The organism is Streptomyces sp. NPDC088733 (assembly GCF_044751185.1).
In the GTDB taxonomy this organism is placed as follows: Bacteria; Actinomycetota; Actinomycetes; order Streptomycetales; family Streptomycetaceae; genus Actinacidiphila.
In genome coordinates, this window is sequence record NZ_JBIVLH010000010.1 from 258,249 (window position 1) to 272,268 (window position 14,020).

Sequence of the window (14,020 nt, forward strand, 5' to 3'; positions counted from 1 at the left end):
GCCCGTGGCGGCTCATTCGGTGACGGCGCAGTCCTCGTCCTTGGTGCCGATGATCGTGCACAGCGCCACGTCCCACTGCGCCTCGTCCCCTGCCTTCGGGCCGCCCGCGAGGACGGTCGCCGTCGCGCGTGTGACGGTGTCGAAGCACGCCGGGTTCTGCGCGACCGCGGTGAACAGGATGCGGATACGGCCCTGCTCGAAGCCGTGCCACTGGGCGTAGTCCGCGTCGGACCCCCCGTTCTCCCGGTGCTGCGCCGAGCGCACCTGCGCGGTCAGCGTCGTGAACGCCTGCCGCGCGTCGGCGCAGGACGCCGCTCGTTCCTCGGCGGCGCTGTCCTCCGACGCCCCCAGGACGTAGCCGCCCGCGGCCAGTGCCAGCGCCGCGACCCCCACCGCACCGCCGAGCAGTGCGTTCTGTGTTCTCCCCATGCGGCGGATGGTATGTCAGCGGTCCGGATCCGCCGCGGGGGGAGCCCCCGGGGCCGCCCGGTCCGTAGGCTCCGCTGCATGCTGCTTCGTCAACTGGAGTACCTGGTCGCGCTCGCCCGCGAACGGCACTTCGCCCGCGCCGCGCAGGCCTGCTACGTCTCCCAGCCCTCGCTGTCCGCGGCGATACGGAAACTGGAGCACGAACTCGGGGTGCCGATCGTGATGCGCGGCCGCCGCTTCGAGGGCCTGACCCCCGAGGGGGAACGGGTGCTGGCCTGGGGGCACCGCATCCTGGCGGAGCGGGACGCGCTGCGGCAGGAACTGTCGGAGATGCGCGGCGGGTTGAGCGGCACGCTGCGGATGGGCGCGATCCCCACCGCGCTGACCTCCGCGTCGCTGCTGACCACGCCCTTCTGCGCCCGGCACCCGCGGGCGCGGGTGAGCCTGGAGTCGCTGTCCTCGGGGGACATAACACGCCGGCTGGCCGACTTCGAGCTCGATGTGGCGATGACGTACCTGGACGACGACGCGCTCGTCCACGTCCGCAAGTTCCCGCTGTACGAGGAGCGTTACGTGCTGCTGACGCCCGCGGACGGCGCCGGCGCCGTCCTCGGCCCGGAGCCGGCGGAGAAGGTGAGCTGGGCGCAGGTCGCGACGCTGCCGCTGTGCCTGCTGGCGCCGCGGATGCGCAACCGCCGGATCATCGACGGGTGTTTCGCCGCCGAGGGGGTGTCGGCGGACCCGGCGGTGGAGTCCGACACGGTGGCCGGCCTGTACGCGCACCTGGCGGGCGGCCGCTGGTCGAGCGTCATCTCGCACGCCTGGCTGCACATGTTCGGGGTGCCCGACGGCATGCGGGTGCTGCCGCTGCGGGGCCCGGCGCGGGGGCCGCGGGTGGGGCTGGTCGTCGCGGACCACGAGCCGGGGTCCGTGCTCGGCGGGGCGCTGCTGGAGGTGGCACGTGAGGCGGGGGTGCGGGACGCGCTGGACGAACTGCTCCGCAGCCACCTGCGGCGGCCGTGACCGCCGGTGATAGGAGTCGGCTATCCCGGCATAGCCACAATCGCTTTGACCTGCGGAATCTCGGGCGAGGATCGTGAAAGGCACCTTCCGGCAACGGTATTGAGGAGCCGCGATCATGGCCAAGGTGCTCTGCGTCCTGTACGACGACCCGACCGACGGATACCCGACCACGTACGCCCGCGACGACCTGCCGCGCATCGACCACTACCCCGGCGGCCAGACCACGCCCACCCCGCAGGACACCGACTTCACCCCCGGCCATCTGCTCGGCAGCGTCACCGGTGAGCTCGGCCTGCGCCGCTTCCTGGAGAGCCGGGGCCACACGCTGGTGGTCACCTCCGACAAGGACGGCGACGGGTCGGTCTTCGACCGCGAGCTGCCGGACGCCGACGTCGTGATCTCGCAGCCCTTCTGGCCCGCCTACCTCACCCCCGAGCGCATCGCCGCCGCCAAGAACCTCAAGCTGGCGGTCACCGCGGGCATCGGCTCGGACCACGTCGACCTGGACGCGGCGATCGCGCACGGGGTGACCGTCGCCGAGGTGACCTACTGCAACAGCATCAGCGTCGCCGAGCACGTGGTGATGATGACGCTGTCCCTGGTCCGCAACTACCTGCCCTCCTACAAGGTGGTGCTGGACGGCGGCTGGAACATCGCGGACTGCGTGGCCCGCAGCTACGACCTGGAGGGCATGCACGTCGGCACGGTCGCGGCCGGCCGCATCGGGCTCGCGGTGCTGCGCCGGCTGGCGCCCTTCGACGTCAAGCTGCACTACACCGACCGGCACCGGCTCCCGGAGGAGACCGAGCGCGAGCTCGGCCTGACCTGGCACGCGGACACGGCCTCGATGGTGCCGCACTGCGACGTCGTCACCATCAACGCGCCGCTGCACCCGGAGACCGAGGGCCTGTTCGGGGACGAGCTGCTCGGCACCATGAAGCGCGGCGCGTACCTGATCAACACCGCGCGGGCCCGGATCGCCGACCGCGACGCCATCGACCGGGCGCTGCGCAGCGGCCAGCTGGCCGGGTACGCGGGCGACGTCTGGTACCCGCAGCCCGCGCCGGCCGACCACCCCTGGCGGACCATGCCGCACCACGGCATGACCCCGCACATCTCGGGTTCCTCGCTGTCGGCGCAGGCCCGGTACGCCGCCGGCACCCGGGAGATCCTGGAGTCCTGGTTCGACGGCAAGCCGATCCGCGACGAGTACCTGATCGTCGACGGCGGCGCGCTGGCCGGGACCGGCGCGCACTCGTACTCGACGAACGCCTCGGCGGGCAGCTCCTCCTGACAGGGGCCGGCCCGGGCCCCGTCAGACCGTGTCGATGTGCACGTTGGTGGACTTCACGCGGGCGGTGGCCTCCATGCCGACCTCCAGGCCGAGTTCCTCCACGGCCTCGCGGGTGAGCAGGGAGACCAGCCGGTGCGGGCCGGCCTGGATCTCCACCTGGGCCGCGACGTCCCCCAGCTTCACGGCGATGACGATGCCGGGGAAGGCGTTGCGGACCGAGGTGTGCCCCACCTCGTCCTCACCGCCTCCCCCGGTGCGGGCGAGCTCCACCGAGAACGCGGCGAGGTCGCGGCCGTCGATGAGCCGGCGGCCGCCCTCGTCGCGGTGCGTGGCGACCCGCCCGGCGTCGGCCCACCGGCGCGCGGTGTCGGGGCTGACGCCGAGCAGCCGGGCTGCCTGGCCGATGGTGTAGGAGGGCATGTCGTCGGATTCCTCTCGCCTCGGCCCGACGATATCCCGCCCTCCACCCCGGAGCCGTGGCGCCGCCGCCGGTGCGTCCGGCGCGTACCGCGGGCGGTGGATGCCCGCCCGAGCCCGCCCGGGTCGGCGGGCTCGCGAGGAACTGCCCACGGGTCTGGCGGCGGTTGGCGCCCTGGGCGGCGCGGTGCGGCCGGGTCGCGCGGTGTCGGTGCCTCCGGCGCGTACCGCGGGGTGGACGCCCGGCACGCGCGGGGCGACGGGCTCCGCGAGGAACTGCCTGGCGCAGCCCGATCTCGCGGCACCGCTCCCGCACGGCCCCCGGGGCCGTGTCACACCGCAGTGCGTGAGGCGCGTACCGCGGGGTAGACGCCTGCGGCGGCGACGATGACGACCGCGCCGAGCACGGTGCCGGTCAGGCCGCCCAGGGCGGACAGGGCGGCGGGCTCCGCGAGGAACCGCCCGCGGATCTGGCGGCGGTTGGCGCCCTGGACGCCCGCGGCCGCGCCCCCGAGTACGCCCGGCGCGGTCCGACGGCCCCGGGGCGTGTCACACCGCGGCCAGTGCCTCCGTCGGGGGCAGCCGTGAGGCGCGTACCGCGGGGTAGACGCCTGCGGCGGCGCCGACGACGACCGCGCCGAGTACGCCCGCGGCGAGCGCGAGTGGTGGCAGGACGGGCGGCCATGACCGGGAGAGCGCGTAGCCGGCGGTCGCCGCCGCGCCGAGCACGGTGCCGGTCAGGCCGCCCAGGGCGGACAGGGCGACGGACTCCGCGAGGAACTGCCCGCGGATCTGGCGGCGGTTGGCGCCCAGGGCCCGGCGCAGCCCGATCTCGCGGCGCCGCTCCAGCACGGAGACCACCATGGTGTTGGCCACGCCGATCCCGCCGACCAGCAGGGCGACCCCGGCCAGGCCGAGGAAGAGGGCCGAGAAGGTGTGCTGTGTGGCGCGTTTGGCGGCCAGCGCGTCCGAGGGGCGGCTGACCTGCACCAGGCCGGGCAGTTCGGGGTTGACGGTCGCGGGCAGTACGTCGCGCACCGCCTCGATCCGCGACTCGACCGCCTTCACGTAGATCACCGTCGGATGGCCGTCGAAGCCGAGGGTGTCGCGGGCGGCGTCCCAGCCGACCAGGACGGCGGTGTCCAGTTCGGGGGTGAGCGGCATCGACCGGAGCACACCGATGACGGTGAACGCGTGGCCGTCGACGGACACCAGCGGTTCGCTGCCCGGGACGATCCGGTCGAAGCCCAGCCGGGACGCGGCGCGGTGGCCCAGGACGGCGGTCGGGAAGTGCTCGGTCGCCGGGCTGAGGAACCGGCCGGACCCCATGCTGCCGCCGATCGTGCCCAGCAGATTGGTCCTGGCGGCCAGCACGGTCATCCCGATCGAGTCGTTCGGGTCGGCCAGATCCGAACGCCGCACCGTCGCATGGGTGTTGGCGACGGCGCTCGCGCTGGTGACGGGGCCGATGCGGGCGGCCATCGCGTCGGCCGCCTCGGGGAGCAGCGCCTGCGGCCCGCTGCCCGAGGGCGGGGGCTGCGCGCGCAGCATGTTGGTGCCCAGCGCGGACAGTTCGTCCATGAGCGCCCGCTGGCTGGAGGCGGGGATGCCGGTGACGACGACGAGCGTGGCGATGCCGATGGCGATGCCCAGCGCGGACAGTGCGGCGCGGGTCCTGCGGGTGCGCAGGCCCAGCAGGCCCAGCCGCAGGACGTCCAGGGGGGCGAGCCTGATGCGCTGGTTCATGCGGGGCTCCCGGCGGGGGTGCGGGTGGTGTCGGAGGACACGCGGCCGTCGCGCAGTTCGACCCGGCGCGGCAGCCGGGCGGCGACGTCCCGGTCGTGGGTGATGACCGCGATGGTGGTGCCCTCCTGGTTGAGCGCGGTCAGCAGGTCCAGCACGGCCTGCCCGTTGGCGCTGTCCAGGGCCCCGGTCGGCTCGTCCGCGAGGACCAGCGCGGGCTCGTTGACCAGGGCGCGGGCGATGGCGACCCGCTGCCGTTCACCGCCGGACAGCTGGTGCGGCAGATGGCGGGTGCGGTGCGCCAGGCCCACCCGGGCCAGTGCCTCCTCGGCGCGCGGGCGCCGCAGCCGGCGCGGCACGCCCGCGTACAGCAGGCCGGTGGCGACGTTCTCCGCCGCGTCGAGGCCGTCGGTGAGGTGGAAGTGCTGGAAGACGAAGCCGAGCAGCCGGGCGCGCAGCGCGGACAGCCGCCCGTCGTCCAGCCCGGAGACGGCGTGCCCGGCGATCTCGACGGAGCCGGAGCTCGGCCGGTCGAGGGTGCCCATGAGGTGCAGCAGGGTGGACTTGCCGGACCCGGACGGGCCGAGGATGGCGAGCAGTTCGCCCTCCCCGACGGTGAGCGACACCCGGTCCAGGGCCGTGACGCCGCCGGGATAGGTCTTGGTCACCTCGTGCACGACGAGGACGGGCGCGGCGGGGGGCCGGCTCATGAGGCCGTCACCACGGTCATGCCCTCCGCCACGCCCGGTCCGCTGATCTCGACCACGCCGTCGGAGAACATCCCGGTCCGCACCGCGACGAGCGCTCCCCCGGGCCGCTGCACCGCGTACCCGCCCTCGCGGAGCGCGACGAGCGCGGTGACGGGGACGGTGAGGACACCCTTGCGTTCGGTGCTGGTGAACCGGACCTGCACGGAGGCCGAGTCCAGCGCCTGCACGTCCGCGGCCCGCCGCGGCACGACGGTGACGGCGACCGTGGGCGGCCCGGCCTGCGCCTGATCCTCCTCGGAGGAGCTGCCCTGGACGGCGCGGGCGACCACGGTGACCGTGGCCGGGATCTCCCGGTTGTCGGGCAGGACGACGGTGACGGCCTGCCCGGTGCGGATGGCGCCCACGTCGGTGGCGTCCACGGTGACCGACACGGACTTGCCCGTCGCGCTGTACGTCAGCAGGTCCCCTTCCGCGGGGTCGCCGAGGACGGCGGTGACCGTGTTGACCCGTACCGGTCCCGGCAGGACCACGGCCCGGCCGAGGGGGAGAGTGCCGGTCGCCTGCCGGCCGGTGTCGCGCTGCCACCGCTTGAGCGCGGCGCTGAGGGCGGGGGTGAACTCGTCCCCGCCGGTCGCACCGCCCGCCGTGGCCGCGTCGCGGGACGACCACCCGGTGTCGCCGGTGTCGTACCCCAGGGCCCTGAGGTTGTCGGCCAGCACGGTCACGTCACGGCCGTGCAGGCCGGGCTTGTCCAGTGCGCGGAAGAACGGGGTGTCGCCGAAGAAGGCCGTGACGGGCTGGTCGTCCACCCAGTACAGGGGCTTGCCGCGGGCGGCCCGCGTACCGGGGGACGGCAGCCGGGTGACCGTGCCCGCGCCCTTGCCGCGCAGGGGCAGCGGGCGGCCGTAGCCGAGGGTGCCGGGCATCGTGCGCCGGGTCGACAGGTCGGTCCTGGCCACCTTCGCCGTGTGGACGCGGACCGGGTCCTCGGGCGCGGCGTGCTGGCTGCCGGCCCGTGCGTTCCAGGCGACGGTGCCCGCGCCGGCCGTGCCGGCGGTCAGCAGGACGGCCAGGGTCACCGTGAACCGGTGTCTGCGGCGGAGGTGGAGGCGGTGCTCAGCCATTCCCGCCGCCGAACGACTTCACCTTGCAACTCAGGTCGAGGTCCGCCGCCTTCTCCTCGCTCAGGGTGTTCTGGCCCTTGTACGTCCAGCCGGTGTTGCCGGGGAGTGCCACGACGTGCAGGCCGCCGTCGTTGAGGCAGGCCACGTAGTCGCGGTAGTCCTCGTCGAAGTGCGGGTTGGTCTCCCGCTCGGTCTCGGGCGGCTGGAGGGGCATCTGCCCCGCGCAGGCCTTCTCCGCGGCCTTGGCGGTGGGGCTGTTGTCGTTCTGGTCGACGGAGTAGGGGCCGCGCTGAAGGATCATCTTGTGCCCGTGCTCCTTGAGGCACTTCCAGTAGCCCTCCCAGTACACCTGGGTCTCGGCGTCGGTCATGTCGAGGCGGAGCTGCGGGCGGCCGTTGCCGTCAGCGGCCGGGGAGGGGGCGTCGGCCGAGGGGGCGGCGGCCGACGAGGAGGGCGCTTCGTCGGCGGGGGCGGCCGGGGCGGAGGCGGTCTGCAGCGAGGCGACGTCGTCCTTGCCGGCGGCGGTGTCGCCGGCCGGTGCGGAGGAGCCTCCGCAGCCGGTGAGCAGCAGCGCGGCGGCCAGCACGGCGGCGGCCCCCAGGGGCCGGGGGATGCGTGAACGGGTCATGCCGCCCCATCGTGGGCGGCGAATGTGGGGAACCTGTCAGGAAGCGTTCGCGGTCCCTTGGTCCCGTCCCGGAAGCACCCGCGACCAGGGAAACGCGTAATTTGTCATACCTATACTCCCGGCATGAGCGCACGCATCCTGGTCGCCGAGGACGACACCAAGCAGGCCCAGCTGGTCCGCCTGTACCTGGAGCACGAGGGCCACACGGTCACCGTCGTCCACGACGGCCGCGCCGCGCTGGAGGAACTGCGCCGCGACCCGCCCGACCTGCTCGTCCTGGACGTGATGATGCCCAAGGTCGACGGACTCGACGTCTGCCGCATCCTGCGCCGCGAGTCCGACCTGCCGGTGCTCATGCTCACGGCCCGCTGCACCGAGGACGACCTGCTGCTCGGCCTGGACCTGGGCGCCGACGACTACATGGCCAAGCCCTACAGCCCGCGCGAGCTGGTCGCCCGGGTGCGGACCCTGCTGCGGCGGGCCCGCCCCGCGCCGGCCGCCGCCCCCCGCCCCGACCCCGTGCTGACCGTGGGCGGCCTCGCCGTCGACCCGGTGCGCCACGAGGTGAGCTGCGACGGCGAGCCGGTCGACTGCACACCAGGGGAGTTCCGGCTGCTGGAGACGCTCGCGGAGCAGCCGGGCCGGGTCTTCTCCCGCGAGCAGATCCTGGCGCAACTGCACGGAACCGGCCGCTACTTCACCGTACGCACGGTGGACACGCACGTGATGAACCTGCGCCGCAAGATCGAGCCGGACCCCGCCCGCCCGATACGCCTGCTCACCGTCTACGGCGTGGGCTACAAGCTCGCGGGGGACGCGTGAGGCGGCCGGGCCGGCGCGGCAGCCTGGTCCTGCGGCTGCTCGTGCTGTCCGTGCTGATATCCGTCTGCTCGATCGGCGCGACCGCCTGGCTGGCCGTCCGCACCACCGCGCGGGCGATCCACCAGGAGCAGGGCCAGGTCTTCGCCGACGACGCGCGGATCTACGACGCGCTGCTGGGACTCGCGGCGCGCCAGGACGACTGGCACGGGGCGCAGCCACTGGTCGACCGGCTGGCCCGGGAGACCGGGCACCGCATCGCCCTCACCGACCAGGACCGCCGCCCGTTCGTCGACTCCGCCGCCCCGGCCGCCTCCGCCGACGGGTCCGGCAGCCGTTCCGTGCCGCTGCCGGAGCGGGCGTCGGCGACCGTGGACCCGCTCGCGGTCGACTCCGTCTTCGTGCCCGGCGCGGGCGACTCCGACCGCATCGACCCGCGCGCGGTCGGCCCGTTCCGGCTGCCGCCCGCCGAACGCGACCACCTGAGGGAACTGGCCCAGCGGGAGGCGGCCTGCCTGCACGACGTCCTCGGCATCGAGGCCACCGTCACCACCACGCCCAGCGGGCGGCCGCGGCTGCAGACGTACCTCGTCCAGCCGCCCACCGGCTCCCGCTGCGAGGCGGCCGGCCTGGGCGAGCCCACGGCCACCGAGGCCCGTGCGCTCGCCCGGCTCAACACCCTGGCCGACACCTGCCTCGCCCGACGCGACGCCCCGCCCGTGCAGCTCGCCCTCGACCTGACCTGGACGACCACCGGGTCCCGGAGCCCGGCGGCCCGGCGCACGCAGGCGCAGTGCCTGGCCACCGCCCGCCGCGAGCAGCTGACCCCGTACGTCGCGCCGCCCGCGCTGCTGTTCGTCGGCGCCCCCGACCCGGAGGCCGCCGTCCCCTCCTCCCCCTTCGACCTGTCCGCGCCCAACCGGGTGCGCATCGCGGGCGTCGTCGGGGGTGTCCTGCTGCTCACGGTCGCGGTCACCGTCGTCCTGGGCCTGCGCCTCGTCCGGCCGCTGCGGGCCCTGACCGGGGCCGCCCGGCGGTTCAAGGACGGTGACGTCACGGTACGGGTGGCGGTCACCGGCCGCGACGAGATCAGCCGGCTCGCGGAGGTCTTCAACGAGATGTCCCGGCGCCGGGCCGAACTGGAGCAGCTGCGCACCGCCATGGTCGGGGACGTGGCCCATGAGCTGCGGACCCCGCTCAGCACCATCCGCGGCTGGCTGGAGGCCGCCGAGGACGGCATCGTCCCCGCCGACGGGCCGCTGATCTCCTCGCTGCTGGAGGAGGCGCTGCTGCTCCAGCACGTCGTGGACGACCTCCAGGACCTCGCTGCCGCGGACGCCGGTGAACTGCGGCTCCACAAGGGCCCGGTGGACCTCGCCGACCTGCTGCGCCAGGTCGCCACCGCGCACCGCGGCCGCGCCGACAAGGCCGGGGTGGTCCTCGCCGTGGACGCCGCCGACGGCCTCGGCGACCTGCACGCCGATCCGGTGCGGCTGCGTCAGGCGGTCGGCAACCTGGTCTCCAACGCCGTCCGCCACACCCCGCCCGGCGGCAGCGTCACCCTGCGCGGCCGGCGCGACGGGGACACCGTGCTCGTCGCGGTCGCCGACACCGGCACCGGCATCGGCCCGGAGGACCTGCCGCATGTCTTCGACCGGTTCTGGCGCGCCGAGAAGTCCCGCAGCCGCAGCACCGGCGGCAGCGGCCTCGGCCTCGCCATCGTCCGCAACCTCGCGCACGCCCACGGCGGCACGGTCACCGCCGGGAGCACCCTCGGCGCCGGCTCGGTCTTCACCCTGCGGCTGCCGGTCAGTGCGGGAACGTCCGGGGCGGGCGCTGACGGGGAAGCCCGTCGCGGAACTCCTCGATGATCGAGCTGATCTGCCGGGTGAGCTGCGTGCCCTCCAGCCGGTCCAGGTAGAGGTTGCGGCGGGCCAGGCCGACGGCGTCCACGCAGAAGTACAGCGCCATCAGCGGATTGACGAACAACTCGCTGTTCCGGGTGCGCTCGGTGAACCGGACGTTCCCGAACTCGCCCCGCACCGCCGCCGCCACGGAGCCGTTGACGATGCTCGGGTGGTCGGGCGTCGCGGCCTGCGCGTGCGCGACCGCGTCCAGGTAGAGCGCTCCCTCCCGGCTGTCGCGCGGCAGGGAGAACGCGCCGAGGTAGGCGCCGTCCCGTTCGAGGGCGGCCAGGTTCTCCAGCACCAGGGCGTGGTTGACGCCGTGGTACGCGTCCACGCCGAAACCCAGGCACAGCACGAGGCGTTCGGCCACGCCGGTGAGCCCGTCGACGGCGGCGAGGCTCGCCATGTCCTCCTCGGGGGTGCCGAGGCCGCTCTCGTCGCCGCGCATCAGGATGTCGGTGCCGCCGTCGGCCAGCACGATCGCGTCGACCCCGCCCACGTGCTCGATCAGCGCCCGGTAGGCCGCGCGCAGCGGCTCCACGCCCGCCCGCTCCAGCGCGTAGACCGTGGACGGCATCCCGTGCAGCTCCAGCCAGCGCGCCAGGGTCCGTTCCGGGAAGTACGTGCCGCGCGCCGCGGTGTCCGGGCGGACCGCGGCCACTCCGGGCTCCACCCACACGTCCGTGTCCAGGCCGTACAGGTCCGCGAACGACAGGTTGGCCAGCACCACCTCCTTGCCGGCCGCGCGCAGCGCCAGCGCAGGCGCGAGTCCCGCGTACACGTCGAATCCGCCGCCCGCCCCGGCCACGAGCACCCGCCGGGCGTCCCGCAACCGGGTGAAGAGGGCCGGCTCGTCAAGGGAGAACACCGGAGGACGGTAACAGCCCTTCCGGAGCGGCCGCCCGGGGGAAACGTTGGGCCGTTCGGGGGAAAACCGCGGCGGGTTGCGGACGGCTGCCCCGGAGCGGGCGGCGGACCGCCGGACGGGGCGGGACAAGCGGTGTATAACCGCCGTGTCGGAGTCGTACGACAAGGGCCCTGCGGCCCGAGGGGCCGAGGGATTCGGGGAACGGTGAACAGGATCGCCCAAGTGGGAGCCGTCGTCGCGGGAGCCCTCGGTGTGCTGGGCACCGCGCCCGGTGAGGCCGCCGCCCAGGGGGTGCACCCCGAACCGTCGCTGCTGCACGCGGTGGCGGGCGCGGACGTCGGCACGGTGCTCCAGGCCGGCCCCGCCGTGGTCTGCGGACCGCTGATCGGCTTCACCTACCACGGGCCGGTGACCTGCGTGAACGGGCCGGTCCGCAGCGGCAACAGCCGCAACAGCGGGAATTTCGTCAACCGCGGCAACCCCAACAACAGCGGCAACCTGTCCAGCTCCAACGGCTCCACCGGCTCCAACAACGAGGTCAACGGCGACGCCGTGGACAGTTCCAACTCCACCCAGGTCATCCGGGGGCACGGCGGCCGCGGCCGCTAGCCGCCCGGCCGCCCCGCCGTCCGCGGCGCCGGGTGGTCGGGCACGGGGGTCCGTCGGACAATGGTGGCGCATGTGCTGATTCCGCCCACGGGGGGCGTGAGGATCGAGAGGTCTGCGATGACACGAGCCGTGCGATACGCCCTGGTGACCGCCGGCGCCGGGACCCTGCTGCTGTGTGCCGGTGCCCCGGCGCTCGCCGCGCCCGACGACATCCGCGCCCGCTGCACACCCGACGCGCGGTTCTGCGCGAACGGTCCAGTGAACAGCGGAAATCTGCACAACAGCCAGAACGTCACGATCAACGGGACCACGAACAACAGCGGCAACCCCAACAACGTCATCGGCTCACCGAACAGCGCCAACACGTACGAGGGCCCGGGCAACAACAGCTGGAACAACGTCCAGCAGATCACCCGGGCCCTCGTCGGCTGAGTCACGCGAAGGCCGCGCTACGGCGCGGTCTTCGCCCCGTACGTGCTCAGGAAGCGGTTGCGGAAGGTGTCCATGCGCCACACCGGCGCGTCCGGATGCGGCTGCAGCCCGTCCTGCCAGCCCCAGCCCGCCATGCGGTCGAGCACGTCCTTGTCGTGGGCGACGATGGAGATCGGCACGTCGTGGCTGGGGTTCTCGCCGCTGACCATCGTGGTGGGCTGGTGGTCGCCGAGGAAGACCAGCACGGTGTTGTCGTTGCCGTACCGCTCCACCCAGGACACCAGGTTGCCCACCGTGTACTCGATGGACTTGGCGTACTCCTGGCGCACCGAGTGCGCGCTCTTCCACACGTCGTCGGGGTTCTTCCCCTCCTTGTTGATGGCGTTGAAGACCGAGCCGTCACCGATGTCGTCCCAGCCGATCGTCCGCGGGATCGGCGCCCAGGGGCGGTGGCTGGAGACCAGGATGATCTCGCTCATCAGCGGCTTGTCGTGCGTCTTGCCGTGCTCCAGCCGCTGGAACGCCTCCAGGCTGTACTGGTCCGGCACCGGCGACCAGCTGAAGTTGGGGCCCTTGTAGCCGAGGTGCTGCGAGTCGTAGACGTTGTCCAGGCCGTAGAACTTCGCCTCCGGCCAGGACCGGATGACACCCGGCATGATGCCCACCGTGCGCCAGGCGTCCGCGCGTTGGAAGGCGCCGGTGAGGGTCAGCCGGTCGCTGGAGGTGACGGTGCGGTAGCGCTGCTGGTTGTCGATCCACAGCCCCGACAGGAACGTCGAGTGCGCCAGCCAGCTCCCGCCGCCGAACGTCGGCGAGGTGAGGAACGCGCTCCGCGAGGAGAAGCCGGCCGCCTCCAGCCGGCGCGTGCCGTCCGCGAGCATCGCGTCCACCTGGGGCGCCATCTCCGGGGACTCCACCGCGCTGCGGCCGTAGCTCTCCACGAACGCGAAGATGACGTCCTTGCCGCGCAGCCCGCTCAGCAACTGGTCCGGCGGCACGTCGGCGAACGGGTCGACCGCCGCCTCCTTCGCGAACTTCTCCCCGTCCGCCAGGCTCGCGCGCGCCGAGTGGAGGTGGTTCGACGCCTGGTCCACCGTGGTCTTCGCCGCGAGCGGATTACCCGCGACCTGCACTCCGAAGGCCGCCAGCGCGATCCACAGCGTCCCCAGCACCAGCGTGCTGCGGGTCGCCACGAGGCGGTGCCGGTTGACGACCGTGCTCATCCGCACGACGGCCAGCGTCATCAGCACGAGCAGCACCACGACGAGCAGGATCGCCCCGACCACGGCGGCAATGGCGTAGGCCTGGCCCGAGGTCTCCTTCAGGTACTCCTCGCCGTCACCGACCAGGGTCCAGTCCAGCACCGGGTCGAAGGGGCGGTAGAGCACCGAGAAGAAGCCCATGTCGAGGAACTTCAGGATCGTCAGCAGCCCGAGGACGACACCGGCGACCGCGGCGGCGACCCGCCGCGGCCGCCGCGGGAGCAGCAGCGCCACCCCGGCGGCGATGACGGCTTCCGCCGGGATCCGCGCGAACCGCGCCACCGTCAGCTCGCCCGGGGCGGCCGGCAGCAGCACGGCACCCAGCACGAGGACCGCGGCCAGCGCGGTCGTCACCCCCGAGATGCCCCGCGCCGCGCGCGGATACCGGGCCCGCCACCCCGCCTGGCGGGAACCGTCGGTCCCGGCGTCCCCGCCGCCGGTGGTGCCCTCCGCCTGCTCGGCGGGGGCGTTGTCGGCCCGGGCCGTGTCGGTTTCGCCGGTGGTTTCGGCCTGTTCGGCTGGGGGGTTGTCGGCGTCGGGCTCTTCTGTTTCGGCGTGGCCGGTTCGTTCGGCCTGGGCCTGGTCGGCTTCGGCGGGCTTGCCGCGTTCGGCTTGGGCTGTGTCGGCTTCGCCGGGCTCTGCCTGAGCGGCTTGGGCTGTGTCGGTTTCGCCGGTGGTTTCGGCCTGTTCGGCTGGGGGGTTGTCGGCGTCGGGCTCTTCTGTTTCGGCGTGGCCGGTTCGTTCGGCCTGGGCCT

General features: G+C 73.8%; 15 protein-coding genes. 7 read left to right on the plus strand and 8 right to left on the minus strand.

Annotated features, from left to right (window positions below; genetic code table 11):
* Positions 1 to 12: 12 nt before the first annotated feature.
* Positions 13 to 429 carry a hypothetical protein gene (locus ACIP64_RS20825; protein ID WP_401588701.1) on the minus strand — a complete coding sequence of 139 codons (417 nt, stop codon included), beginning with the start codon at positions 427 to 429 and terminating at the stop codon, positions 13 to 15.
* A gap of 78 nt (positions 430 to 507) precedes the next feature.
* Between ACIP64_RS20825 and ACIP64_RS20830 the strand changes: the two genes are divergently transcribed.
* Positions 508 to 1,452, plus strand: a complete 945-nt coding sequence (locus ACIP64_RS20830) for a LysR substrate-binding domain-containing protein (RefSeq protein ID WP_401588704.1) — start codon at positions 508 to 510, stop codon at positions 1,450 to 1,452.
* Positions 1,453 to 1,567: 115 nt separating this feature from the next.
* A complete protein-coding gene (locus tag ACIP64_RS20835) occupies positions 1,568 to 2,746 on the plus strand; it encodes an NAD-dependent formate dehydrogenase (protein ID WP_401588706.1) in 1,179 nt (392 codons plus the stop codon).
* Positions 2,747 to 2,767: 21 nt separating this feature from the next.
* Here the strand turns inward: ACIP64_RS20835 and ACIP64_RS20840 are convergent, their stop codons facing one another.
* From ACIP64_RS20840 to ACIP64_RS20860, 5 genes are all read right to left on the minus strand, one after another.
* Positions 2,768 to 3,166, minus strand: coding sequence for a helix-turn-helix transcriptional regulator (locus ACIP64_RS20840; protein WP_360905005.1), 399 nt, complete (start codon positions 3,164 to 3,166; stop codon positions 2,768 to 2,770).
* A 546-nt stretch (positions 3,167 to 3,712) separates the two neighbouring features.
* Positions 3,713 to 4,909, minus strand: coding sequence for an ABC transporter permease (locus ACIP64_RS20845; protein WP_401588709.1), 1,197 nt, complete (start codon positions 4,907 to 4,909; stop codon positions 3,713 to 3,715).
* The gene (locus ACIP64_RS20850; protein ID WP_401588711.1) at positions 4,906 to 5,616 is read right to left on the minus strand and encodes an ABC transporter ATP-binding protein; all 711 of its coding nucleotides are present in this window, start codon (positions 5,614 to 5,616) and stop codon (positions 4,906 to 4,908) included. Before ACIP64_RS20850 ends, ACIP64_RS20845 begins: the two co-directional genes overlap by 4 nt.
* Entirely contained in the window at positions 5,613 to 6,740 is a 1,128-nt protein-coding gene (locus ACIP64_RS20855) for a hypothetical protein (RefSeq protein WP_401588714.1), read from the minus strand. The genes ACIP64_RS20850 and ACIP64_RS20855 overlap by 4 nt, the downstream gene beginning before the upstream one ends.
* The gene (locus ACIP64_RS20860) at positions 6,733 to 7,368 is read right to left on the minus strand and encodes a hypothetical protein (RefSeq protein WP_401588717.1); all 636 of its coding nucleotides are present in this window, start codon (positions 7,366 to 7,368) and stop codon (positions 6,733 to 6,735) included. Before ACIP64_RS20860 ends, ACIP64_RS20855 begins: the two co-directional genes overlap by 8 nt.
* A 123-nt stretch (positions 7,369 to 7,491) precedes the next feature.
* Here ACIP64_RS20860 and ACIP64_RS20865 point away from each other — a divergent pair, with 123 nt between their 5' ends.
* Both ACIP64_RS20865 and ACIP64_RS20870 read left to right on the plus strand, forming a co-directional pair.
* Positions 7,492 to 8,190, plus strand: a complete 699-nt coding sequence (locus ACIP64_RS20865) for a response regulator transcription factor (protein WP_401588719.1) — start codon at positions 7,492 to 7,494, stop codon at positions 8,188 to 8,190.
* The gene (locus ACIP64_RS20870) at positions 8,187 to 10,058 is read left to right on the plus strand and encodes a sensor histidine kinase (protein ID WP_401588721.1); all 1,872 of its coding nucleotides are present in this window, start codon (positions 8,187 to 8,189) and stop codon (positions 10,056 to 10,058) included. Before ACIP64_RS20865 ends, ACIP64_RS20870 begins: the two co-directional genes overlap by 4 nt.
* Here the strand turns inward: ACIP64_RS20870 and ACIP64_RS20875 are convergent.
* On the minus strand, positions 9,997 to 10,962 hold the full coding sequence (locus ACIP64_RS20875) for a DUF1152 domain-containing protein (RefSeq protein WP_401588723.1): 966 nt from the start codon (positions 10,960 to 10,962) through the stop codon (positions 9,997 to 9,999). The two genes, ACIP64_RS20870 and ACIP64_RS20875, sit on opposite strands and share 62 nt — an antisense overlap.
* Positions 10,963 to 11,166: 204 nt before the next feature.
* Here ACIP64_RS20875 and ACIP64_RS20880 point away from each other — a divergent pair, with 204 nt between their 5' ends.
* Both ACIP64_RS20880 and ACIP64_RS20885 read left to right on the plus strand, forming a co-directional pair.
* Positions 11,167 to 11,571 carry a hypothetical protein gene (locus tag ACIP64_RS20880; protein WP_401588726.1) on the plus strand — a complete coding sequence of 135 codons (405 nt, stop codon included), beginning with the start codon at positions 11,167 to 11,169 and terminating at the stop codon, positions 11,569 to 11,571.
* Between the two features lie 117 nt (positions 11,572 to 11,688).
* Positions 11,689 to 12,003 carry a hypothetical protein gene (locus tag ACIP64_RS20885; RefSeq protein WP_401588729.1) on the plus strand — a complete coding sequence of 105 codons (315 nt, stop codon included), beginning with the start codon at positions 11,689 to 11,691 and terminating at the stop codon, positions 12,001 to 12,003.
* Positions 12,004 to 12,020: 17 nt separating this feature from the next.
* On the opposite strand, the gene ACIP64_RS20890 is transcribed toward ACIP64_RS20885, so the two are convergent.
* Positions 12,021 to 13,619 (minus strand): sulfatase, encoded by a 1,599-nt coding sequence (locus ACIP64_RS20890; RefSeq protein WP_401588732.1) that lies wholly within the window; start codon positions 13,617 to 13,619, stop codon positions 12,021 to 12,023.
* 201 nt (positions 13,620 to 13,820) lie between these two features.
* On the opposite strand from ACIP64_RS20890, the gene ACIP64_RS20895 reads away from it, so the two are divergent.
* On the plus strand, positions 13,821 to 14,020 hold a 200-nt coding region (locus tag ACIP64_RS20895), incomplete at its 3' end, for a hypothetical protein (RefSeq protein WP_401588735.1).

Excerpts from the sequence above, each read along its gene's own strand:
- ACIP64_RS20825 (WP_401588701.1), bottom strand. The coding sequence starts at position 429 with ATGGGGAGAACACAGAACGCACTGCTCGGCGGTGCGGTGGGGGTCGCG.
- ACIP64_RS20830 (WP_401588704.1), top strand. The coding sequence starts at position 508 with ATGCTGCTTCGTCAACTGGAGTACCTGGTCGCGCTCGCCCGCGAACGG.
- ACIP64_RS20835 (WP_401588706.1), top strand. The coding sequence starts at position 1,568 with ATGGCCAAGGTGCTCTGCGTCCTGTACGACGACCCGACCGACGGATAC.
- ACIP64_RS20840 (WP_360905005.1), bottom strand. The coding sequence starts at position 3,166 with ATGCCCTCCTACACCATCGGCCAGGCAGCCCGGCTGCTCGGCGTCAGC.
- ACIP64_RS20845 (WP_401588709.1), bottom strand. The coding sequence starts at position 4,909 with ATGAACCAGCGCATCAGGCTCGCCCCCCTGGACGTCCTGCGGCTGGGC.
- ACIP64_RS20850 (WP_401588711.1), bottom strand. The coding sequence starts at position 5,616 with ATGAGCCGGCCCCCCGCCGCGCCCGTCCTCGTCGTGCACGAGGTGACC.
- ACIP64_RS20855 (WP_401588714.1), bottom strand. The coding sequence starts at position 6,740 with ATGGCTGAGCACCGCCTCCACCTCCGCCGCAGACACCGGTTCACGGTG.
- ACIP64_RS20860 (WP_401588717.1), bottom strand. The coding sequence starts at position 7,368 with ATGACCCGTTCACGCATCCCCCGGCCCCTGGGGGCCGCCGCCGTGCTG.
- ACIP64_RS20865 (WP_401588719.1), top strand. The coding sequence starts at position 7,492 with ATGAGCGCACGCATCCTGGTCGCCGAGGACGACACCAAGCAGGCCCAG.
- ACIP64_RS20885 (WP_401588729.1), top strand. The coding sequence starts at position 11,689 with ATGACACGAGCCGTGCGATACGCCCTGGTGACCGCCGGCGCCGGGACC.